The organism is Paenibacillus sp. FSL R7-0273 (genome assembly GCF_000758625.1).
Classification (GTDB): Bacteria; Bacillota; Bacilli; order Paenibacillales; family Paenibacillaceae; genus Paenibacillus_AQ.
Genome location: NZ_CP009283.1, coordinates 4,068,999 through 4,090,964 on the forward strand (window position 1 = coordinate 4,068,999; position 21,966 = coordinate 4,090,964).

A 21,966-nucleotide genomic window follows, 5' to 3' on the forward strand; every position below is an offset into this window, starting at 1 on the left:
TCTCTTCGTTACTTTTTTACTCGGGCGGCATTTAATGTATTGAAATATTGGCTTGGATTACCCTGCCGCGGGTTAAAGCGCTCCTTGAAATCCCCGCTCATGTATTCGCCGATTACCCTGTGCCAGAAATTGCGGGCCGGTGTATTGGCGCGGATCTGCGAGACCTTCCAGTCTCCCGGGAACATATCAAACAGCCTGTGGGCTGCCCAGGTCCCTACTCCGCTGCGGCGGTACTTCTGCATAACAAAAAATTCCGTCATATAAAACTGCCCTTCCGGGTCCCGCAGCAGACGGTCCACTAGTGCAAAGCCGGCGATATTCCCGTCCGCAGTAAAAAGATAAGCAAATTTATTGTTGCCGCTGCTCCAGTAAGCTTCAAGACCGGGATATGCCGGGAAATTGCCCTCACGGTCCACCTGAATATCCAGATAGCGGGTAAAATCATAAAGATAAAACTGCATCAGCCTGCTGATAATCTGCTTCTGCTCCTTGGGAACCAGCTCGATTCCAAGCTCCATTAGGCTCACCTCTGTGCTTCACGTTTTTACTACACATCATATAACTTTATGATAAAATAGACAAACCCACGTATACATACAGCCGTATTTCCTATAAAATTGCAAACGCAGAAGAAGGTGATCCGCATGAGCATTCAAAAAAACAGCGACCGCAAGCATCTGGATCAGCGTGTAGTCCACATGCCCTGGTTTGTACAGCAGTTCATTGATTTTAAACGTCCGGATCTCTCCCCCTCTACCCTGCTGGAATATATCCGGGATTATGAATCCTTTTTCGGCTGGCTGAGGGCTGAAGGGCTGTCCGCTGCGGACAGCAATTCCGGCATTACACTGCTTGAACTCGAAACCCTGCATATGGACAGCATTGTCGGCTACCGCCTGTACCTGACCACCCGCGCTGAGAGTGCCAACTCCCGGGTTACAGTCTCCCGCAAGCTGTCTGCTCTGCGCTCCCTGTTCCATTATTTGAGCCAGATTGCCGAGGACGAGAACTTTTATCCGCTGCTCAAGCGCAACATTATGGCCAAAGTAGAAATTAAGCGCATCCATAAACCCAAAGACACCGCCGCCAAGCTTAAAGGTAAAATCCTCGAAGAGGAGGAGCTGCTGGAGTTCGTCGGCTATATTTATGAAGGATACGGACGGGATGTCGAGGCCAACAAGCAGGCCTACTATTCCTTCCAGCAGAACCGGGAACGGGATGCCTGTATCGCCAGTCTGATCCTGAACTCCGGGCTGCGGGTATCCGAGGTTGTTAACCTGAATATCGATGATCTGGACGTGAACAACAAGCTGCTCTATGTATACCGCAAAGGTAATAACGATGAAACCTTCAAGACGCCGGTCTATTTCCGCGAGCAGGCCAAGGACGACCTGGCCCAGTATCTGAGCCTCCGTCAGGTCCGTTACAAAACACCGAAGCGTGAAAAAGCGCTTTTTATCGCTCTTCCCAACGGCAGCCAGGAAGGCAAACGCATGACCAAGCGGGCGATTCAGGAGATGATTATCAAGTACGCCAAGCGTTTCGGCAAGCCCTACCTTACTGTTCATAAGCTGCGCCATTCCTTCGCTACCGACTATTATCTGCAGAATGATATCTACAAGACTAAAGAGCAGCTTGGACATGCCTCAACAGAAACGACTGAGGTCTATGCCCACCTGACAGACAAAACGATGTCTGAAGCGATCGAGCGCCGTCAGGATGGCTGAGCCGATCTGGCACTATTAACCTATCTATTATTAATTCTTAGTTATAACGCTGGAGGGAATTTCGTTGTTTGAAAAAGAAGAAACATCAATCCGTTCTGCCGGTGATAAGCTGCTCAGCCTTCGCACAGACTGTGAGCAGTGCTTCGGATTATGCTGTGCTGCTCTTCCGTTCGCCCTGTCCTCTGATTTTGCTATGGATAAAGCGGCCGGTCAGCCCTGCCACAACCTGAAGGAGGATTTTCGCTGCGGAATTCACACCAAGCTGAGAGAGTCCGGCATGCGCGGCTGCACCGTATATGACTGCTTCGGTGCAGGACAAAAGGTATCACTGACTACCTATGGCAGAGCTGACTGGCGCAAGGCACCTTCCACTGCCGGCCAGATGTTCGAGGTCTTCCCGGTAATGCGCCAGCTTCACGAATTGCTGTGGTACATAGCTGAGGCGCTTGGCTGGCCGGCCGCAGAGCCCGTACATGTCTCACTGGCTGCTGCTTGGGACCGGACAGAGCAGCTTACACTGCTTGACCCGGAGTCACTGCTGTCGCTTGATATCCCTGTACTCCGGCAGGAGGTTAACGAGCTGCTGATAAAGGCAAGCGAGCTTACAAGAGAGGCCGCCCGGAGGGAGCTAAAGCCGGCGCCTAAGCGCCAGAAAACCTACGGGCGCGGTGCTGACCTGATCGGAGCCCGGCTCAAAGGAGCCGATCTGCGCGGGGTCAGCCTGCGCGGGGCCTGGCTCATCGCTGCGGACCTTAGCGGAGCAGACCTCAGGGCAGCGGATCTGATCGGAGCCGATTTCCGCGATGCCAATATCTGCGGCGCCGATCTAACCGGCAGCCTGTTCCTGACCCAGTTTCAGGTAAATGCCGCCAAGGGAGATGCAGCTACGCAGCTTCCCGGATCTTTAACCCGGCCTGATCATTGGGCTGGCATGAAGGCACATTAGCCTCTGGTGCAGTGCAATCACTATCTAGCTAAGCTTAATCGGCCTGCTCAACTATTATACGGTCGCCCTTACTGGGCGGCTGGGAAGTAACCAGAAACTCGACATCACTATCGGATTTATTTAACATTTGATGAGCAATTAGCGGCGGGACCTCTTTTCCCTCCTGGGGATATAAAGTATATTCGACCCCATCCACTTCCAGTGTAGCCGTACCGGACAGTATAAAGAAAAACTGCCGTGACTTCTCATGATAATGCCTAACTTCCGCTGTGTCCGCCGGCATCCGCTCGTGGATGATACTAAGCTTTTCATCCTGTACTAAATGCCATCCGTCACACGCCTCTCCCCATACATAGTGCTCTGCATTATGCTTGCTGATTGTCATTCGTGCAATCCTCCTGTGTAAACAATTAAGCTTAATGTTTCCGGGCGGCGCCGTCTCCTCTTTTGGGGTCCGGCGCCGCCCTTCCTTTATACAGGTGTTAAATAGCTGCTGAGCAGCAGCTATTTGTTTTATTGTCACTCTATTATGAATTTTTCATATGTTGAAATTTTGAAAATTAGAGCGGTGATTGTATAAAAAGTTAGCCATGCCCGCAATATCATTAATCTCAAAAATCCGTGAGCGCTGCTGCGGAGCAGCCGCACCGGCCTTCGGGATCATTTGTCCCCATGCCGCTATTGCGGCAATATTACGGGTTTGCTGCAGTAATTCAAGGTCCTCCTGCCTTCTTATCAGGACTATTTTCGGGTAAGCTTCCTGCTTGAACCCTTCCACCAGAACGTAATCATAGCCGGAAAAACCCGCAATCAGCTCTTGCAGGCTGCTGCCCCGCTCTTCAATAACAGAAGTTCGTGCCGCACTCGTAATGGCAACCGCCATCGCGCCCGCTTGCCTATGCTTCCACGTATCTGTACCGGGATGATCCATGTCGTAATCATGGCCGTCATGCTTAATGACAGCTACGCGCTTTCCCTCCTGCTGTAAAAAGGGGATAAGCGCACAGACCAAGGCGGTTTTCCCGCTGTTTTTGTAGCCGACAATTTGGCAGACAACCGGTTTATTCAAGCTCCCTGTGTCTCTGTTCCCCGCTGCCTGCAAGGAGGAGGTTCTCCTCACTTGTACGCCCCGAGCGCGCCGCCCATGAGTCTGCTGCTGGTGCTGTCCTCCGCTTTTATTGTTATTTTTCCCGCGCCGCAACCGTACCTCCCCTTTCATTCCTGCCCGCGAAGCTCACCCGGAAGCTTCAATACCTTTACTTTATCCCCGGTCTTAAGTCCGCGTACTTCAGGCGGAACAACGATCAGGCAGTCGCTGTCCTTAATGGTAACCATAACGGAGGACTCATCGATATTTGCCGGATAGGCCTGAACAACTCCGTCTTGGACTGCCAGCTTAGCCCGTACAAACCGGGTGTAATTATTTACTCTGCTGTAATCCGCGCCCATAACGGCGGTCCATTCCGGCAGCAAGGGCTGGGTCATTCCCAGCATCAGCGAGATAACCGGCCGGGCAAACAGATGGAACCCCACAAAGCTTGCTCCCGGATTCCCTGACAGTGCTAGCAGCAGCTTTCCTCCGCGTACAGCTGCAGTCGTAACACTTCCGGGGCGCATGGTCACCTTGTTGAACAGCATTTCACCGCTTTTTTCACGAACCAGATCACCCATAATATCATAGTCGCCAACGGATACCCCCCCGGTTGTAATCACTAAATCATGGGTCTCCAGTGCCATCTGCACCCTGCTGCGGGCCAGCTCCAGATCATCGGCAATTGCACCCAGCATTACCGCCTCTCCACCGGCCTCCCTGACCAGCGCTTCCAGCATCGGCGAATTACTGTTGCGGATTTTACCGGGCGCAAGCGGTTCATCCACCTCCAGCAGTTCTGATCCGGTCGCAAAAATCGCCACCTTCGGGCGGCGCCGTACTGTAACCCGGGGAACGCCGAATGCAGCAAGCACCGCAATATCCCCGGCCGTAATGCAACGTCCTGCCGGAAGCACCTGGCCGCCAGCCTTTAATTCAAACCCGAGCGGTGTAATATTGCTGCCCGCCTGCTGCGGTTTGCGGAGAACTACGTACACTTTCCCGTCCATTTCTTTGGTTTCGGTGATCTCAACCATCACCACCGCATCTGCACCGTCCGGCACCTGCGCCCCAGTCATAATCCGCGCTGCCGTACCGGCTGTGAGGTCTGCAGAAGGCACTGCGCCACACGGGATGTTATCCACGACCGCAAGCCATACCGGCTGCTCCGCACTGCAGGACGCAGTATCCGCAGCAATAACCGCATAGCCGTCCATGCCCGAACGGTTAAATGCCGGAAACGGATGCGGTGCGCTTAACGGATCAGCAAGCACACGTCCGCAGCTCTGGCTTAGCGGCACTTGCTCTGTACCGAGCAGCTTGGCATTTTGCATAACCCGTGCCTGGGCTTCCTGTACCTGCAGCGCTTTGCGCTGGAACTTCTGATCACTTTTATCCCGATGTCTGTCCATGTCTACCTCCGTTTTTACTGATGATTTGCTCACACTATATTAACATGCGGCGGTATAAAGATAAATTTACTCTCATACAAGCACAAAAAAAGGACACCCGGCGAAACCGCACAGGCATCCTTTATTGTAATCAACTTTTACAGAAAACTGTTATATTTTGCGGAGCAATTCAGCTGTTCCAGCTAGGACGCCCGGATGACCCGGACATCCGCAGGGATGATTTTCTCGCCGTCATAGAGCATAAAACGCCCGTTCTGCCACTCCACCCGCAGCAGCCGGTAATCATCTGACTGGTACTGCCAGACATGCTGGGTTCCGCCGTTCATATAAGGAGTCTGTCCGGTAACTGCAGCGTAGCCTTCGTATTCTTCCTCCAGATGAAAGGTGTATCCGTCCAGCTCCAGCGTTGCCGGCACCTCGGCCGGGTTGTCCAGACGCCCGTCAATCGGCTGATAGAGCGCATATTGCAGCTGCTCCCGCTCCTCGACATGCAGATAAGCAATCCGGCTTCCGTCCCGCAGTGTCAGCACGACTGCATTACGACCTGTAGTTTTCGTCCGTCCGGTTACCTCGTAGGTGACCAGAGAGACTTCGCAGATATCACCGGGTGCGAGATTCAGCATGCTTTTGGGCGCTTCCGGTGCCGGAGGCTTGGAGAAAAGATTGCCGATTCTTTTCCAGATGCTCATGTTTCATCATTCCTTCAGTAAGTTGATTAATGATTATTACCCTTCAATACCCTGCCTTATCCCCGGATAAAAGCAGCAATGATTAAAGCACCGTTCATGTGAAGGGAACCGGCCAGCAGGCCGTAACCGATTTTGCCCAGCCGTGTTCCGTGATCTAGATCAATTTTGCCCCACTTGCCGAGCAGCAGCTCAACGGCCTTTTCTACAATAAAGAGCAGCCAGAAGGATACGATGGATACGATAAGTGCATCTCCCAGACTGCTGGATGAAGCAAGGGAACAGGACAGAATATAGCCCTGCGCCAGCAGCTTCAGCAGAAAACGGGCCGTGACTGCCATATTGCCTGCCTTCATTTCTTCCAGATCGTTATAACGGGTAAACAGCGAATCCACGTACATCAGCACAAAAAGCAGCACTGCGCCGCTCACCGTCCACACAACCATGGACACCAGAGTATGGAAATCCATTTCATTAGCCCCCGCTTGTTCATTTTACCTGACCGGTACAGCAAGCATAGATAAGGCGAAGGAGATACTGCATTCGTCTCTCCTCCGCCTGCTGTAACCGGCTCAGGACCGGCTTAACCTATGTTACTGCTTGTCGTACTGCTTCATCAGTGCCGCAAGCTCATCTTCTACAGCCTGATCCTTGCCCAGCTTCTCAAACTCATCATCCAGTGACTTGGTACCCGAGTTCATTTCGTTGCTGGCTTCAGCCTGCGCTTCAGCAGCGAGCATCTTCTCTTCCATCCGCTTCAGACCGGCTGATGCCGAATCAGAGCTGAATCCGCTCATCGCCTTGTTAATCTCAGTCTGCGCCTTGGCTGCATTATAACGGGCAACCAGCGTCTCGCGTTTGTTCTTCATCTGGGTAAGCTGCTTGCGCATTTCATCCAGCTTGGCACGCAGGTTGTCCGCAGATGCCTTGTTCTGATCAAAGCTTGCCTTGTATTCCACCAGCTTCGCTTCAGCCGATTTCTTCTCCTCCAGCGCTCTGCGGGCCAGATCCACGTTGCCGGCCTGGGCTGCAGTATGCGCCTGCTGATTACGCTTGGCAACAAGAGCTTCCTGTTCTTCGTACAGCTGCTTGAATTTCTTCTCAATTGCGATTTGTGCGGCTACTGCCTTCTCCGCGTCCTCAAGATCCTCCGTCATGTCACGGATATATTGGTCGGTCATCTTGATCGGATCTTCGGCTTTGTCAATAATCGCATTCACATTGGACATGGTCAAATCACGCAAACGTTTAAATATAGACATGGTTCATTCCTCCAAAATAAAAGTTAAATGCTCACTTGGTATTCTTTTACGCAGGGAGTGCCATTATCGTTTCATTTTTGTTGCGCTAAATATTGATCCACTTTATTATTAACCATCCGGACGACCTGCATGATGCCCTCTTTACTCAAATGATCATAGTGGATGCCCATCACAACCGTTACCGTGCAGTTCAGCGCAGCCGCAGCTCTGCGGGAGATATCCTCACTGATCGTATGCTCCTTATGATGGGGAACGGCCGTGGTCCCTGCGCTCACTGCACCGCCGTCGATGAAGGCTGTGCTTGCAGCACCTATATGGCGGACACCGCCTGTAATGAGCAGCAGCAGATCGGCTCCAACTCGAATGGCTGACAGCTCAATATCATCAAACTCCTGTGTCTCCGCTGACAACTGTGCTCCCCCTATCTATAATATTAACCTTTGTTCCGCCGGTTATCTCACAAACCTGCAGGATCTAGACGATTCCGCGGATTTCATCCAGTGAGGTAATGCTCTCCTCCACCATAAACTGGTGCAGCTCCTCCACCAGCGTGCTGCCGGCCCGCATGTTCATGAAATTATAGGTTCCCACCTGGACAACCGTGGCACCGGCCATAATGAATTCAATAATATCTGTAGCTGAAGTAATACCGCCCATTCCGATTACAGGGATGGTTACCCGGTGAGCAACCTGATGCACCATCCGCAAGGCTACCGGCTTAATCGCCGGGCCTGACAGCCCAGCGTATAGGTTATTAAAAACACTGCGGCGGCGGCGCACGTCAATCTTCATTCCGGATATCGTATTGATCAGCGAAACAGCATCTGCGCCTTCCGCTTCACACATCTCGGCCATCTCGGCAATATCCTCAGCGTTCGGTGACAGCTTTACAGCAAGCGGCAGGCTTGTAGCGGCCCTCACGGCACGGACAACCTCCCTGGCAGCGGGTGTCTTGACGCCGAAGGCAATCCCGCCTTCCTTAACGTTAGGACAGGAAATATTAAGCTCAATCATATCTACAGCCCTTCTGCCCTCCAGTGCCCGCTCGTTGGCATCCCGCTGTATCAGTTCTGCCCCCAGCACATAATCAGCCAGTGTGTTGCCGCCGAGGTTCACGATGCGCGCGGTGTCCAGTTTCTCCCAGTATGGCAGCTCCTTGCTCAGGAAGGCCTCAACACCCGGATTTTCCAGTCCGACACTGTTCAGCAGACCGGATGCGGTCTCATATACACGGATGCCCTGGTTACCGGCTTTAGCCTGCAGGGTAAGCCCCTTACCGGAGATTCCGCCCAGCATGCCGACATCATACAGCTTGCCATACTCCTTGCCGAAGCCGAAGGTCCCGGAAGCCATTACGACCGGGTTCTTAAAATGAACACCAGCGATTGTTGCTGTTGTATTAACCGAAGTACTAATCATGGAAAACAACCTCCTCAGCAAGGAATACAGGACCGTCTGTACAGGCCTTCCGCTGTCCGTCACGGCAGGATACGCTGCAGACAAGGCAGGCGCCTATTCCGCAGGCCATCCGGTTCTCCAGAGACAGGTACACTTTAGGGCTTCTGCCGCCGGCTGCGGCTGCAGCCCCTTTCATTTGTGCCGCCTTCAGCATCGGCTGAGGCCCGCAGACGAAGATATGGTCGTAGCTGTCAAAATCCACGCTGTTCAAAATAAGTCCGCCGACGTCAACGGTAAGTTCAGCTGCCAAGGGCCGGAAGGCTTCTGTCCGGAAGGCTTCTCTGCTGAAGCCCAGATACACATCACTGTCTGGGAGCTGACGGGCGCAGTAATATAGCGGTGCTATCCCGATTCCCCCGCCGATCAGGGCAACCTTCCCTTCTACCTCAGGGAAGCCGTTACCGAAGGGGCCCTCAAGCTGAATCGGATCCCCGGGAGTCAGTCCGGCAAAAATTTCGGTTCCTTCACCAACTACATGATACAGAAACTCTACACCGTCATCATTCACCTGATGTATACTAAGAGGCCTCGACAGCAGCGGATAGGCTCCCCATGCCCGCAGCATGTAGAATTGACCCATTTTACCGCCGTGCTCCCCTTCAACCCGAAGGTGATATACTCCATTAGCCAGCCGTTCGTTACTGATTACCGTCGCCACGTTATCAAGCTCCTTCAAATTTTATCTTATTAACCATGCCTTAGAAGGAGCTGAAAATCTGTGACTTACTTCACATTATTAACAATCTATTTTCTTTTCCAGACCCCGCGTTCATACGGAACAGGAACATTAGCTTTATCCACTCCGCCGAGCGCCTCCTCAGCATGCAGCGCCCAGTAAGGATCGCTAAGCATTGCTCTTCCGACCGCTACCAGCTCTGCCTTTTTCTCCTCGATAACGGCTTGCGCTTCCCGGTAGTCATCCAGCTTGCCGACAGCAATAACCGGAATTTGCAGGCCGCTGCGGATATACTCTGCCAGGTCTACCTGATACCCCGGTCCGGCATTTGGCACACCTGCCGAGCCAACCGGACCTTCACCGCCTGAAGAGACATGGAACATGTCCACACCGGCCGTCTTATAACGGCGGCAGAATTCCAGCGCATAGGCTTCATCATAGCCGCCTTCTACATATTCTCTTGCTGAGATACGCATGATCAGCGGCATTTCCGGAGGCAGCACTTCCTTGACCGCCTGGACAACCTGTTCACCAAACAAAACCGGGTCTGCCCCATATGCATCATCTCTGATATTCGTCAGAGGCGATTGGAACTGGTGGATCAGATATCCGTGCGCACCGTGCAGCTCAACCATGTCAAAGCCGGCCTCCACCGCTCTTCTCGCACCCTCCCGGTAAGCGGCGATCATCTCGGCTATACCCTGGGCGCTTAGTGCCTGAGGCGTTTTGGAGCGCTCATCAAACGGGATAGCCGAAGGTGCTACAGGCGGATTCGCATCCTGTGCCTTGCGTCCGGCATGTCCCAGCTGAATGGCGATTTTGGCACCGTGAGCATGAACTGCATCCGTGATTTGACGGAAGGCCGGTATTTGGCCGTCATCCCAAATGCCTGTGTCTTTATTGGTAATCCGCCCGTCCGGATGCACTCCGCTCATCTCTACAATAATAAAGCCGGTACCGCCGACTGCCCGGCTGACATAATGCACGAAATGCCAGTCATTGGGTACGCCGTCCTCCTTATCTACTGCATATTGGCACATCGGCGGCATGACCACCCGGTTCTTCAGGGTAAGCGCCTTTAATTCATACGGGCTGAACAATTCTGACATTTCCGTTCCCTTCCTTCACTCAGGTCTATTTGATTGCCGGGTTAAACTCCCGAATAACTTAAGTATACACGGAAAAAAGCCGGTGTTGAAACTTTGCCTCAAGCACAGACTCCGGCATAAATCGTGTGCTGACTGGGGATAACAAAGAAACCAGTTATTTTCAATGAGAGAGGCTCTGCCATGCGAATAAAACGTAAGGAGGTGAAGCTGTGGAGCAGCTGCTAAAAAACCGGAAGCTACATATATTGCTCTGCCTTCTCCTGCTGATTACCGGCAGCATAAGCCCGCGCGGTTATGCTGCTCCTGCTGTTTCCGGAGCTGCCCTATCCCCGCCGGGCTCTGATCAGCTTCAGGAAGCTGCGGAGGACACACCACAGGCAATTCCCGCTGAGTCCCGGCTGCAGGCAGCCGCCCGGCGCAGCAAACGGAACAAAGGGCTTACGCTGAGCCAGCTGATCCGGAAATATCCGGAGACTATTCTGACCCAGGGGCCCAGGAACAGGATGATCGCCTTGACCTTCGATGATGTTCCCGACCCGCGGTTTACGCCCCAGCTGCTGGATGTCCTGCGGAAGTATCATGTTAAAGCGACCTTTTTTGTAGTGGGCAGCCGGGCTGAACGCCATCCGGAGCTCGTTGCGCGGATTATCCGTGAAGGGCATGTCATTGGAAACCATTCCTATAACCACCCCGAATTCGGCAAGCTGGGCATAAATGAATTCCGCACCCAGATTATCCGGACAGAAAATATTATTTCAGCGCAGGCGGGCTACAAGCCGCGGCTGATCAGGCCTCCCTACGGTGATATAAGCGAGCCGCAGCTGAAGTGGGCCAAAGCGCACGGCTACAAGCTGGTGAACTGGAATGTGGATTCTCTGGACTGGCGGGGATTGTCCAAAACACAGGTAAGAAACAATATTGTAGCTCATGCCGGCAAAGGGGCGATCATCCTGCAGCACGGCGGCGGAGGCAAAGGCAGCAATCTGCAGGGCACCATTCAGGCGCTGCCCGAAGTCATTTCAATCATGCGTAAACGGGGTTACACCTTCGTGACCGTACCTTATATGCTGCAGGTCCCCAAAAACAAATAAAGCCGCAAAACGGATACCTCCTGTGCAGGACGGTATCCGTTTTGCGGTAAAGAATGCTGGCAACAGCACATCAGCCATCTATTCAATTATGAACAAATTTACGTACTGGTATCCAAACTCTGCAACCGAGCTCTGGCTGCCCGGAATAAAAATATCGATCCGGTTACCCTTAATGGCACTGCCTTTATCAGTAGCCGTAGCCAGGAAGGCTATCTTCGGCAGCCCCGGGTGGGAGTGTCCGGTCACCAGCACCTTGGTTCCAAGCGGGATTACGCTCGGATCAACAGCAATGGTACCCAGCTTCAGCGGATTTCCGAAGTAGTCAACAGCTCCCCATTCCCCATTTTCGCTGGCTGCAGAGGAATAAGCGGAGGCTTTAACCTGAATCACCTTGTCATAGCTGAATTCCTTGCCCCACGCCTCCACTGTTTTGGAGGCCGCTTCGACATTCAGGCTGGCAGAGATCACAGAAGCCGGGACAGCTGAAGAAGCTGCAACGGTTGCTTTTTGTAAAGCTGCCGGTTTAGGGGAGGTAACTCCGGGAATGGTAAGGCTTAGGCCTGAATAAATATTGCCTGCTTCAATACCCGGATTGGCATTCATAATGTCTTCGATGCTTATGTCATAATAGCCCGATAGAGTATAATAGGTGGTACTTGCTCCTGCAATATGTACGCTGTCTGCCTGTGCAGGTGCTGAATGCAGCAATGTGCTGATCCCGATTGCGGCAGCAAATAATGTAACGGCTCTGAATCTGGTTTTCATATATGCCTCCTTCATTAATGGGGTGTGCAGGAATTTCCCGTTCTCACACCGAAGTAACTCTGGACTTATGTACCTTCATCTTATCCGGCATCTAAAGTGCAGTGCTTTGTTAACTGACAGTAACGAATATATCACAATTTTGTAACCTATGCCTATGAAAATGTTACCATTCTGTTAGAAATGCGATAATTTCCGCGGTTTGGAGGGCGATAGTCATTACATAATGGTTATTAATTGTTGCAGATTCGTCAATAAATACAGGCATTTTCCCGGTCTCCGGCAAAAGTTTTACACAGCGTTAACATTTTAAGCTTTTGCAGGTAGTAGAATAATAGAATATGGTTATTAAATAGATACTTAAGCATACTTGGAGGGTCAATCAACGTGACTACAGATGAGAAAAAGATCATACACAACAACAGTCCTGCAACTGCTTATCTTAACAGGGACCTAAGCTGGATTGAATTTAACCGCAGGGTACTGCAGGAAGCGCAGGATCCGGAAAATCCGCTGATGGAGCGGGCCAAATTCCTGGCAATCGTATCCAGCAACCTGGATGAGTTCATCAGTGTGCGTGTAGCAGGCATTCAGGATCAGATCCGGGCAGGCTATACTAAAAAAGATTTCACCGGCTACACGCCCTCCGGCTTATATAAGCGTCTGATCAAACGGGTGACCAAAATCATCGCCGACCAATACCGTACCTTCCGGGATCTGTCCCGCAATTTACACAAGGAAGGGATCGTTTTTGTCAATTATGAAGACCTCACCCATGCCCAGGAGCAGTCTATTGAGCAATATTACCGGGATATCATTTTCCCTGTCCTGACGCCGATGGCGGTTGACCAGAGCCGGCCGTTTCCGCTTGTGCACAGCCAGTTCATCTATCTGGCAGTCGTGCTTACCCGTAAGAATACCCAGGAGGAAGAGCCTTACTTTGCTATTCTGCAAATTCCGTCTAATCTGCCTAGATGTATTCCTCTTCCCCACCGGTCCAACAGCAAAAAGCGGCAGTTCGTATTCATTGAAGATGTAATCCGCCACCATATCCAGACCCTGTTCAGCGGCTATGAGCCGGTAGCGGTTAATGAGTTCCGGCTGACCCGTAATTCCGATCTGACGATTGATGAGGAAGGCGCGGAGGATCTGCTGGAGGAGATTGAAAAGGAGCTGCGCAAACGCCGCCGCGGCGTACCGGCCCGGCTTGAGGTTCAAAAAGGCATCCATCCTTATGCCCTTGAGCAGCTGCAGGCTGAATTCGAACTGGAGGATTTCATGTTCGAAATAGACGGTCCGCTTGATCTGGGGTTCCTGCGCGGCTTCGCAAATAGTCTGAAGGGGTTCAATTATTTGTTCGATTCCCCGATTGAGCCGCAGTATCCGGCAGAGTTTGATGAGAATGAGGATTTCTTCGAGGTTTTGCGTGAGCGTGATGTGCTTGTCTACCATCCATACGAATCGTTTGATGCGATGGTTGACTTCATTACCCAGGCTTCCGAGGATGAATCTGTAATGGCTATCAAAATGACGCTGTACCGTGTGAGCGGCAACTCTCCGCTGATTGCTGCGCTGGCCCATGCTGCCGAATCCGGCAAGCAGGTTACCGTTGTAGTTGAGCTGAAGGCCCGGTTCGACGAGGAACGCAACATCGCCTGGGCACGCAAGCTGGAGCAGTCCGGCTGTCATGTTGTATACGGCCTTGTCGGCCTCAAAACACATGCCAAAGTCACGCTTATCGTCCGTCAGGAAGGCAATGAGCTGCGCCGCTACGTCCATGTCGGTACAGGAAATTATAATGACAGCACCGCCAAGGCTTATACCGACCTCAGCCTCTTCACGGCTAATGACGAAATCGGCCTTGATGCTTCTGAGCTGTTCAATCAGATGACCGGCTATTCGGCCAACTATAAGTGGAACTCCTTTATCGTTGCTCCGACCAGTATGAGCCTGTCGCTGCAGAAGCTGATTATGCGTGAAGCCGAGCATGCGGCTGCCGGACGCCCGTCCAGAATTATTGCCAAGATGAACTCCCTCTCCAACCAGGAGGTCATCGACAGTCTCTACGGTGCGGCGCAGAGCGGAGTTTCCATAGACCTGATCGTACGCGGCGTCTGCTGCCTTCGTCCGGGTATCGAAGGCCTCAGTGAGCGGATTACAGTACGCAGCATTGTTGACCGGTTCCTGGAGCACTCGCGGATTTATTATTTTGAAAACGGCGGCGATCCTGAGATTTATCTGTCCAGTGCCGACTGGATGACCCGCAACCTAACCCGGCGGATCGAGCTGATGTGCCCGGTGAAGGATACCGTAATCAAGAAACAGATCGTCAAGGTGCTGGATATGTCACTTAAGGACAATATGAAGGCAAGCTTCCTCCAGCCGAACGGATACTATGAGCGTCCGGACGACAAAAAGGCCCCGTTCCGGAGCCAGTTCGCCGCTATGGATGTTAGACGCTGGAAAGGTAACCGAGCTTTACCTTCACAGACCAAGCAGTCCTGAACGCCTTCAGGGCGTTCTCAATGTCCTCCTGCCCGATAAGCACAGTCGTCGTGCCGTGCAGCTCCAGATCAAGCGTTCCTCCGTGCAGGCGGACGTTCAGGTCACGGATGATACCAATCTCGGTGCTGTCCAGCGCAATGCTCAGCTGCACAAGCGTTCCAAGCTTATGAATCAGCTCTTCGTCGGAAGCCAGCAATATGTCCTTATGTGCCAGGGACAATTTCTGCTTCCGGCTTTTTGTGCTGTACGAAGCGATCATTGCGCAGAGTATCAGCTGGCGGTGCGTCAGCCCGCGGATCGGTGAATTCATCAGCCAGTAGCGGGTATGCCGCTTGGACTGGTAATAGTTAATATTGGAGCCTGTACGATGCAGCATCACAGAGACATAGATGAGCATCTCCTGCTCCGCCTTGTCCCCTCCCGGCTCAAAAGCGCTGAACAGGCGTAAAGCCAGCTTATGAATATGATCCAGATGCTGCTTGGAGGTGTGGATGTCAAAGCGGACAATGGTATCCAGACTGAATTCCAGCGCACTGTCACGCACCGGCTGCTCCGGCCGCAGGAGATCATGCAGCATCCCTTCGCGCAGCCCCTCACCGCTGATGACGGCCTGGCTTGCCCCGATATAGTGATACACTGTATGGAAAATAATCAGCCCGGACACGATAATATCAGCCCGGCTCTTGGATAGCCCGTCCAGATCCTTGCGCTTGTCAAAAGGCGTAGCCGGCAGAATCTCCATAAACCGGTTGACCGTGTCAGCAGATAAGGTGTAGCCGTGGGAATTCGGCAGCGAATAGTCCCTGTTCTTCTGGTCCAGCTTGCCGAGGGACCGGAGCGTACCTCCAAGGCCGTACAGCGGGAGCCCGGCTCCAGTGCCCAGCCAGTCATGCTCAACCAGCCTTCCGGTTACATAGGCCTGAAGCTTCTTGACCTGCTCCGCATTCCAGTTTCCGTTGTGGCTGAAGAGCAGATTCGTGTTGACTGCACCAAAAGGGAAAGAGATGCTGTGCTGATAGCGGCGTCCGCGGAACAGGGTAATCTCCGTGCTTCCTCCGCCGATATCAATAACGAAGCCGTCCTGCACGTCTGAGGCGTTGATAACCCCCAGAAATCCGAAATAGGCCTCCTGATGGCCGCTGATAATCTCAATGGTAATCGAGGAGTTTGACGACAGATACTCTATAATCTCAGAGGAGTTAGCAGCATTGCGGATTGCGGCTGTCGCTCCGGCGCGGATTTTCTCTACACCGAAGGCGCTGCAGATTTCCCTGAACTGGCGCAGAACCGGGATAATAGTATCCATATCCTTGCGCTCCAGTCTGCCTTCCTTAGTAATCTTTTCACTCAGACGGGCAGAGTACTTGCACTCCTTGATTATTTTGTAGCCTCCTTCCGGGGTTGTATCATAGATCACGAGTCGGATAGAGTTGGAACCAATATCAATGATGCCAATCCGGCATAGTTCATCTCTCATCTGTATGTACTCCTTTTCAAGTTGATTGGCCATTTGTTATACTATATCACCCATTAGCCTGACCGCCAAAATTATAAGTCAAAAAAAACGGCTCCCGGATCATCCTCCAGGGGCCGTTATTGCTTTATTACAGCACTTTACTCAAGAAATCCTGTGTCCGGACATGCTGCGGATTGCCGAATACCTCTGCCGGAGTGCCCTGCTCGACGATGTAACCGCCGTCCATAAACAGGATGCGGTCGCCCACCTCACGGGCAAAGCCCATCTCATGGGTAACAATAACCATGGTCATGCCCTGCTCAGCCAGCTTCTTCATTACCTCCAGAACCTCACCGACCATTTCCGGGTCCAGTGCCGAGGTAGGCTCATCAAACAGCATTACATGCGGCTGCATCGCCAGTGCGCGGGCAATTGCAATACGCTGCTTCTGTCCGCCGGACAGCTGTGCCGGATAGGCATCACGTTTGTCCTCAAGGCCGACGGTGCGTAGCAGATCAACAGCAATCTTCTCCGCTTCCGTAGTTTGCTGCTTCTTCACCTTTAGCGGCGCAAGCGTAATGTTCTGCAGGACGGACATATGCGGGAACAGGTTGAACTGCTGGAACACCATGCCCATTTTTTCACGGGTCTTATTGATGTCGTGCTTCTTGTCCGTGATGGATTGGCCTTCAAAGGAAATTTCGCCGCCAGTCGGGTCCTCCAGCAGGTTCAGACAGCGCAGGAAGGTGCTTTTTCCCGAGCCGCTGGGACCGATAATAACGACAACCTCACCCTTTTTGATCTCCAGGTCAATACCCTTGAGAATTTCCAGCTTGCCAAAATGCTTCTGCAGCTTCTTAACGGTGATCATTTGTATTCAGCCTCCGTTCAAGTATACCCAGCAGCTTGGACAAGGTAAATGTCAGTACAAAATACATTAACGCAATGATGACATAAGGGGTCAGACCCTCGTACGTAATCGTTGTAATCGTCTTGGCCTGGAAAAACAAATCCGCTACCCCGATCATGGAGACAATTGAGGATTCCTTAATAATGGTAATGAACTCATTCCCGATTGCCGGCAGTACATTCTTCAGTGCCTGCGGGAATACGATATAGCGCATCGTCATCCCCTGCTTCATCCCGAGCGAGCGGGCTGCCTCAACCTGGCCGCGGTCAACCCCCTGAATACCGGCGCGGAAAATCTCCGCCAGATAAGCAGAGCTGTTAATGGTCAGGGTTATTGCCCCCGACTGAATCGGTGTAAATTCCAGCCCCAGCTCTGTTAAGCCGTAGTGGATCAGGAACAGCTGTACCAGCATTGGTGTTCCGCGTAAAAATTCAACCCAGGCGGTTGAGATGAAGCGCAGGACTTTCCACTTGGACATGCGCAGCAGTGCAACGATAATCCCCAGCACAAAGCCGAAGAACACGCCGAGCACAGCCAGCAGCAAGGTATACTTCAGACCTGCAAAGAAAAAATTGCGGTATTCATAGGCCATATCAAAAATATTCATTTGACGGCAAAACCTCCTCTTCTTATCCTGTTCAAAAAAATAGAAAACAGCGTATGACCGCTATTTTCTACTTAAAGAGCTTGAATTCTTAAATTAAAAACTTATTCGCTCTCAGCAAGCTCACTTGCTGCCGCTACGTACTCTTCAATCTTGCCTTCGGAGTTGAGGCGGGTCAAGGTAGTATTCACTTGTTCAAGCAGCTCTGTGTTGCCCTTCTTCACGCCGATTACATAACCGTCATCTTCAACCTCAGGCTTGGCATCGGTAATAACCAGTCCTTCAACATTTTTGACAAAAGACTTGGCTACCGGTCCTTCAATAATAGAAGCATCAACGCGGTTGGAGTTCAGCTGCATAACGATTTCAGAAATTTTGCCGAGGGAGGTCAGCTGTGCACCTTCGATGCCTTTGGCAATGTCTTCCTGAATAGAACCGGTCTGCACGCCGATCTTGGCTCCCTTCAGGGAATCCATAGTTGCGAACTTATCCTTATCGGCTTCACGCACAACTACCGCCTGCTCTGCTTTGTAGTAGATGTCGGAAAGATCCACAGCTTTTTTGCGTTCTTCAGTTGGGCTCAGGCCGGAAATAACCAGATCGATTCTGCCGCTGGACAGCTCGTTAAGCAGGGAATCGAACGGCAGATCCTTGATCACGAGTTCAGCGCCCATGTCAGCTGCAATATCCTTGGCAATATCAATATCAAAGCCTACGATGGTATCTTTACCGTCGATGACTTTGTGGAATTCATATGGAGGGAAGTCTGCACTGGTACCCAGTGTCAGAGTCTTTGTAGCGGCAGCTCCGGTATTGCCTGCAGCGTTGTCAGTTGTAGCCGCATTATCATTATTGTTGCCGCAGCCTGCCAGAAGTGAAGCCGCAAGCAGCATACCCAGTGAAAGTTTACCCCATTTTTTCATCTTTATATCTCCCCTATTCTCTCATTATGTTATCTATGTTGTTCAGTGACCGATTTATTATAAATCACTGCGCATGAATATGCAAAGACATTTTTTATCATCAACAGCATAATTGACAGGAAAACGCTATCAGTATTGTGACAGTGCCACGGCATTTTGCACATTCCGGAAAAAGAGGGGTATACTACTACTATCCCCGGCCGCCGGCAAATTAACCGGACTGGTTCAAGGCCTTAGGCCGTGTGGTAATATTTACCTAACACCGGACTAAGTTTGCTATTGTGATGCAGCCTTAACTCACAAACCAAGCGTATGCTTTCGGTAAAATGTGACGCAGTTCAAGCCGTTTATTAAACACAATCTTTAAGGAGGTGCGATCATGCTGCTGGAAGCTATGTACCATGTGCCCCGTGACAAGTGGGCCTATGCCTACGATACAAAAACTATACATCTGCGTGTACGCACCAAACGGGACGATGTGGACTGTGTTACAGCCCTCACCGGTGATAAATATAACTGGGAGCATACTTTTTACGAAATCAAGCTGGACAAAGCAGCCTCTGACGACAAATTTGATTACTGGGAATGCGCCGTCCGCCCTAAATACAAGCGGCTCAGCTATACGTTCCGGGTCAGCAAAGGGCCGGATCATGTGTACCTGCTGGACAACAGCATCCGTACGGAATGTCCGCAGCCGCCAAGCCATTTTTACGAGTTTCCTTATATCCATCAGATCGATCTGTTTCAGGTGCCCAAATGGGCCAAAGATGCCGTGTTTTATCAGATTATGACCGAGCGCTTCGCAAATGGTGACCCCTCCAACGATCCGGAAGGAACTGAGGCCTGGGGAGGCAAGCCGGCGTTTCATAATTTTTTTGGCGGGGATCTGCAGGGTGTGCTGGACCATCTGGATGATCTGCATGAGCTCGGCATCAATGCTGTATATTTCACACCGCTGTTCGTCTCCCCCTCCAACCATAAATATGACATCGTTGATTATAAAAAGGTTGATCCGCATTTCGGCGACAATGAGCTGCTGAAGCGGGTCATCGAAGAGTGCCACAGCCGCGGTATCCGCGTAATGCTCGATGCTGTGTTCAACCATTGCAGTGACCAGTTTCCACCGTTTCAGGACGTGCTGGAAAAGGGTGAATATTCCGTGTACAAAGACTGGTTTCATATGAACTCCTTCCCCGCTGAGGTTGTCGACGGTATCCCTACCTATGACACTTTCGGCTTTTTTGGCAATATGCCCAAGTTCAACACAGCTAACCGTGAGGTCAAAAACTACCTGCTGGAGGTAGCGGAATACTGGATCAAGGAAATCAAGGTGGACGGCTGGCGGCTGGACGTGGCTAATGAGGTGGATCATCATTTCTGGCGTGATTTCCGCAAGGTTGTTAAAGCGGCCAATCCCGAGGCCTATATCGTAGGCGAGGTATGGAGCGACTCCCTGACCTGGCTGCTCGGTGACCAGTTCGATTCTGTCATGAACTATCCGTTCTCCGGTACGGTGCTGGAGTTTTTCAACGGCGGTATGGACGGCATCACCTTCGGACACCGGATCGGCGGCCTGCTGATGCGTTATCCGCAGCAGACGAACGAGGTCGTGTTCAATCTGCTCGGCAGCCACGACACTCCCCGGCTTTTGACGGTGGTCGGTGAAGATAAAAGGCGGCTGAAGCTGGCGGTGGTGTTTCTTTTCACCTTTATGGGCACTCCCTGCATTTATTACGGGGACGAGATTGGCTTAACCGGCCATGATGATCCCGACTGCCGCAAATGTATGGAATGGGACAAGGCGAAGCAGGACAGGGAGCTGTATGATTTTTACCGGATGATGATCGCACTGCGTAAGCAGCACAAAGCGCTGCGGGAAGGCCGTTTCCGCATCCTCCTGGCCTGTGAGAACGATCCCTGCATTGTGTATGAGCGGGCGGATGAGCTTATCCATTTTACAGTCTGGATGAACAATTCGTCTGTGCCGCGCACACTCAGCCATCCGATGGAAACCGACGACTGGCAGGATGCGCTGACCGGTGAACATGTCGCACCCGAAGACGGGATGATGCACATTTCACTTGACCCATATGGCTACCGGATTCTATGCAGGAATTTGGAGCAGTATCTGGTCTAAAAGCAGAAATATAATTACGGATAACTTGCAGATAGCACATGCGGAGGGTTATTTCATCGGAGGGATCAATTGTGTCACCGTTTAGTGCAAACGATTTTCAGGAGCTATACTTGCAAAATGGGCAGCTGACGCAGCAGGAAGCCTTCAGCTGGTTCGATCTGCTGGAGACTGTGGAGCTGGAGCAGTTACGTGGACAATGGCGCGGCAGCGAGCTTCCCTCCGGCCATCCCATGGATGGTCTGCTTCAGCTGACCGGCTGGTACGGTAAAGCATTCATTGATGCCGAGACGGTCCATCCTCTTCTGTTCCAGAAAAGCAACGGCCGGCTGCTGCGTGTGAATCCCGGACTGCTCCCGCTGACTCTGCCCTTTCAGCTCATCCCCAGACGGATAGTCAGACCGCTCTTCGCCTTGATTTCACCGTTTATCCGGACCCGCTCCAGTAAAGCCCGGCTGCGGATGATCGGGTACCGGGGTAAGGTCACCGCCTCCATGGTCTATGACCAGAAGGCGATTATTGACCATTTCCGGCGGATTGATGCGGATACGCTGCTTGGCGTGATGGATTTTAAAAACCAGCAGAAGCTGGGTTACTTTTTTATTTTACGGAGGGTGACCGGTTAGTTGGTTAGTGGTGATGATGTATAGCGCCGGGTGGGCGGGTGTGTATGTTGACAGGCTGATGGATGGATTGAGGCGGGCTGGCGGCGGTTGGTTACTGGCTGATGGTGGTTCGCGGCGGGTTGGTGGCGGGTGGTTACTGGCTAACGTTGGTTACCCGGTTGGGCTAGACATTTAAAGGCAAAAATGCCTCTCATTTCGCCCTTTTCACCCTTCAAGCTGAAATCAAAGGCATTTATGCCTCTCATTTCGCTCATTTCACTACTCAGGCTGAAATCAAAGGCATTTATGCCTCTCATTTCGCCCATTTCACCCTTCAGGCTGAAATCAAAGACATATGTGCCTCTCATTCCGGCCATTTCACCGTTCAGGCTGAAATCAAGGGCATTTGTGCCCTTGATTCGCCCGTCGATCACACGGGATGTTGAGAATAATGGGACTTTTCCCATTATTGTGCTTATCCCCTCCTCAAATCGCCGCCATTAATGGGATTTTTCTGCTTAATTACACTATTCACCTAATAATACCGTCATTAACGGGATTTTTCCCCTTTATCACACCCAATTAACACTAAGAAAACCGCCTAAAAAGA

General features: G+C 51.8%; 23 protein-coding genes. 6 read left to right on the plus strand and 17 right to left on the minus strand.

Annotated features, from left to right (window positions below; genetic code table 11):
* Positions 1 to 8: 8 nt before the first annotated feature.
* Entirely contained in the window at positions 9 to 518 is a 510-nt protein-coding gene (locus R70723_RS17200; protein ID WP_039873680.1) for a GNAT family N-acetyltransferase, read from the minus strand.
* A gap of 126 nt (positions 519 to 644) precedes the next feature.
* On the opposite strand from R70723_RS17200, the gene xerS reads away from it, so the two are divergent.
* Together xerS and R70723_RS17210 are read left to right on the plus strand one after the other, a co-directional pair.
* Positions 645 to 1,727 carry a tyrosine recombinase XerS gene (gene xerS / locus R70723_RS17205; RefSeq protein ID WP_039873683.1) on the plus strand — a complete coding sequence of 361 codons (1,083 nt, stop codon included), beginning with the start codon at positions 645 to 647 and terminating at the stop codon, positions 1,725 to 1,727.
* 64 nt (positions 1,728 to 1,791) lie between these two features.
* Positions 1,792 to 2,673: a pentapeptide repeat-containing protein gene (locus tag R70723_RS17210; protein WP_052421365.1), complete on the plus strand. Its 882-nt coding sequence runs from the start codon at positions 1,792 to 1,794 to the stop codon at positions 2,671 to 2,673.
* A gap of 34 nt (positions 2,674 to 2,707) precedes the next feature.
* Here the strand turns inward: R70723_RS17210 and R70723_RS17215 are convergent, their stop codons facing one another.
* The 10 genes from R70723_RS17215 to R70723_RS17260 all read right to left on the minus strand — a co-directional run bounded on the left by R70723_RS17215 (position 2,708) and on the right by R70723_RS17260 (position 10,366).
* On the minus strand, positions 2,708 to 3,058 hold the full coding sequence (locus R70723_RS17215) for a cupin domain-containing protein (RefSeq protein WP_039873684.1): 351 nt from the start codon (positions 3,056 to 3,058) through the stop codon (positions 2,708 to 2,710).
* 153 nt (positions 3,059 to 3,211) lie between these two features.
* Positions 3,212 to 3,742, minus strand: coding sequence for a molybdopterin-guanine dinucleotide biosynthesis protein B (gene mobB / locus R70723_RS17220; RefSeq protein WP_039878938.1), 531 nt, complete (start codon positions 3,740 to 3,742; stop codon positions 3,212 to 3,214).
* A 146-nt stretch (positions 3,743 to 3,888) separates the two neighbouring features.
* The gene (locus R70723_RS17225; protein WP_039873687.1) at positions 3,889 to 5,175 is read right to left on the minus strand and encodes a molybdopterin molybdotransferase MoeA; all 1,287 of its coding nucleotides are present in this window, start codon (positions 5,173 to 5,175) and stop codon (positions 3,889 to 3,891) included.
* Between the two features lie 182 nt (positions 5,176 to 5,357).
* On the minus strand, positions 5,358 to 5,864 hold the full coding sequence (locus tag R70723_RS17230; RefSeq protein WP_039873689.1) for a DUF4178 domain-containing protein: 507 nt from the start codon (positions 5,862 to 5,864) through the stop codon (positions 5,358 to 5,360).
* A gap of 56 nt (positions 5,865 to 5,920) precedes the next feature.
* A complete protein-coding gene (locus R70723_RS17235; RefSeq protein WP_039873691.1) occupies positions 5,921 to 6,331 on the minus strand; it encodes a DUF350 domain-containing protein in 411 nt (136 codons plus the stop codon).
* A gap of 123 nt (positions 6,332 to 6,454) precedes the next feature.
* A complete protein-coding gene (locus tag R70723_RS17240) occupies positions 6,455 to 7,123 on the minus strand; it encodes a PspA/IM30 family protein (protein ID WP_039873692.1) in 669 nt (222 codons plus the stop codon).
* A 71-nt stretch (positions 7,124 to 7,194) separates the two neighbouring features.
* The gene (locus tag R70723_RS17245) at positions 7,195 to 7,533 is read right to left on the minus strand and encodes a prenylated flavin chaperone LpdD (RefSeq protein ID WP_039873696.1); all 339 of its coding nucleotides are present in this window, start codon (positions 7,531 to 7,533) and stop codon (positions 7,195 to 7,197) included.
* Positions 7,534 to 7,597: 64 nt separating this feature from the next.
* The gene (locus R70723_RS17250; protein ID WP_039873697.1) at positions 7,598 to 8,542 is read right to left on the minus strand and encodes a dihydroorotate dehydrogenase; all 945 of its coding nucleotides are present in this window, start codon (positions 8,540 to 8,542) and stop codon (positions 7,598 to 7,600) included.
* Entirely contained in the window at positions 8,535 to 9,239 is a 705-nt protein-coding gene (locus R70723_RS17255; protein ID WP_039873699.1) for a dihydroorotate dehydrogenase electron transfer subunit, read from the minus strand. The genes R70723_RS17250 and R70723_RS17255 overlap by 8 nt, the downstream gene beginning before the upstream one ends.
* 86 nt (positions 9,240 to 9,325) lie before the next feature.
* Positions 9,326 to 10,366 (minus strand): NADH:flavin oxidoreductase/NADH oxidase, encoded by a 1,041-nt coding sequence (locus tag R70723_RS17260; RefSeq protein ID WP_039873701.1) that lies wholly within the window; start codon positions 10,364 to 10,366, stop codon positions 9,326 to 9,328.
* 209 nt (positions 10,367 to 10,575) lie between these two features.
* On the opposite strand from R70723_RS17260, the gene R70723_RS17265 reads away from it, so the two are divergent.
* Positions 10,576 to 11,457: a polysaccharide deacetylase family protein gene (locus R70723_RS17265; protein WP_039873702.1), complete on the plus strand. Its 882-nt coding sequence runs from the start codon at positions 10,576 to 10,578 to the stop codon at positions 11,455 to 11,457.
* A gap of 78 nt (positions 11,458 to 11,535) precedes the next feature.
* Here R70723_RS17265 and R70723_RS34275 read toward each other — a convergent pair whose 3' ends face one another.
* Positions 11,536 to 12,222, minus strand: a complete 687-nt coding sequence (locus R70723_RS34275) for a 3D domain-containing protein (RefSeq protein WP_052421367.1) — start codon at positions 12,220 to 12,222, stop codon at positions 11,536 to 11,538.
* A gap of 384 nt (positions 12,223 to 12,606) precedes the next feature.
* On the opposite strand from R70723_RS34275, the gene ppk1 reads away from it, so the two are divergent.
* On the plus strand, positions 12,607 to 14,724 hold the full coding sequence (ppk1, locus tag R70723_RS17275; RefSeq protein ID WP_047171154.1) for a polyphosphate kinase 1: 2,118 nt from the start codon (positions 12,607 to 12,609) through the stop codon (positions 14,722 to 14,724).
* Here ppk1 and R70723_RS17280 read toward each other — a convergent pair.
* The 4 genes from R70723_RS17280 to R70723_RS17295 all read right to left on the minus strand — a co-directional run bounded on the left by R70723_RS17280 (position 14,672) and on the right by R70723_RS17295 (position 18,617).
* Entirely contained in the window at positions 14,672 to 16,201 is a 1,530-nt protein-coding gene (locus R70723_RS17280) for a Ppx/GppA phosphatase family protein (protein WP_039873705.1), read from the minus strand. The two genes, ppk1 and R70723_RS17280, sit on opposite strands and share 53 nt — an antisense overlap.
* Positions 16,202 to 16,328: 127 nt before the next feature.
* Positions 16,329 to 17,051: an amino acid ABC transporter ATP-binding protein gene (locus R70723_RS17285; protein ID WP_039873706.1), complete on the minus strand. Its 723-nt coding sequence runs from the start codon at positions 17,049 to 17,051 to the stop codon at positions 16,329 to 16,331.
* Complete coding sequence (locus R70723_RS17290) at positions 17,038 to 17,697, minus strand: amino acid ABC transporter permease (RefSeq protein WP_039873708.1); 660 nt, start codon at positions 17,695 to 17,697, stop codon at positions 17,038 to 17,040. Before R70723_RS17290 ends, R70723_RS17285 begins: the two co-directional genes overlap by 14 nt.
* Positions 17,698 to 17,798: 101 nt before the next feature.
* Positions 17,799 to 18,617, minus strand: coding sequence for a transporter substrate-binding domain-containing protein (locus R70723_RS17295; protein WP_039873709.1), 819 nt, complete (start codon positions 18,615 to 18,617; stop codon positions 17,799 to 17,801).
* A 379-nt stretch (positions 18,618 to 18,996) separates the two neighbouring features.
* Here R70723_RS17295 and R70723_RS17300 point away from each other — a divergent pair, with 379 nt between their 5' ends.
* Together R70723_RS17300 and R70723_RS17305 are read left to right on the plus strand one after the other, a co-directional pair.
* Positions 18,997 to 20,754: an alpha-glycosidase gene (locus tag R70723_RS17300; protein ID WP_039873710.1), complete on the plus strand. Its 1,758-nt coding sequence runs from the start codon at positions 18,997 to 18,999 to the stop codon at positions 20,752 to 20,754.
* A gap of 110 nt (positions 20,755 to 20,864) precedes the next feature.
* Positions 20,865 to 21,377, plus strand: a complete 513-nt coding sequence (locus R70723_RS17305) for a DUF4334 domain-containing protein (RefSeq protein ID WP_231574743.1) — start codon at positions 20,865 to 20,867, stop codon at positions 21,375 to 21,377.
* Positions 21,378 to 21,517: 140 nt separating this feature from the next.
* Here the strand turns inward: R70723_RS17305 and R70723_RS17310 are convergent, their stop codons facing one another.
* On the minus strand, positions 21,518 to 21,823 hold the full coding sequence (locus R70723_RS17310; RefSeq protein WP_039873714.1) for a hypothetical protein: 306 nt from the start codon (positions 21,821 to 21,823) through the stop codon (positions 21,518 to 21,520).
* Between the last annotated feature and the right edge of the window lie 143 nt (positions 21,824 to 21,966).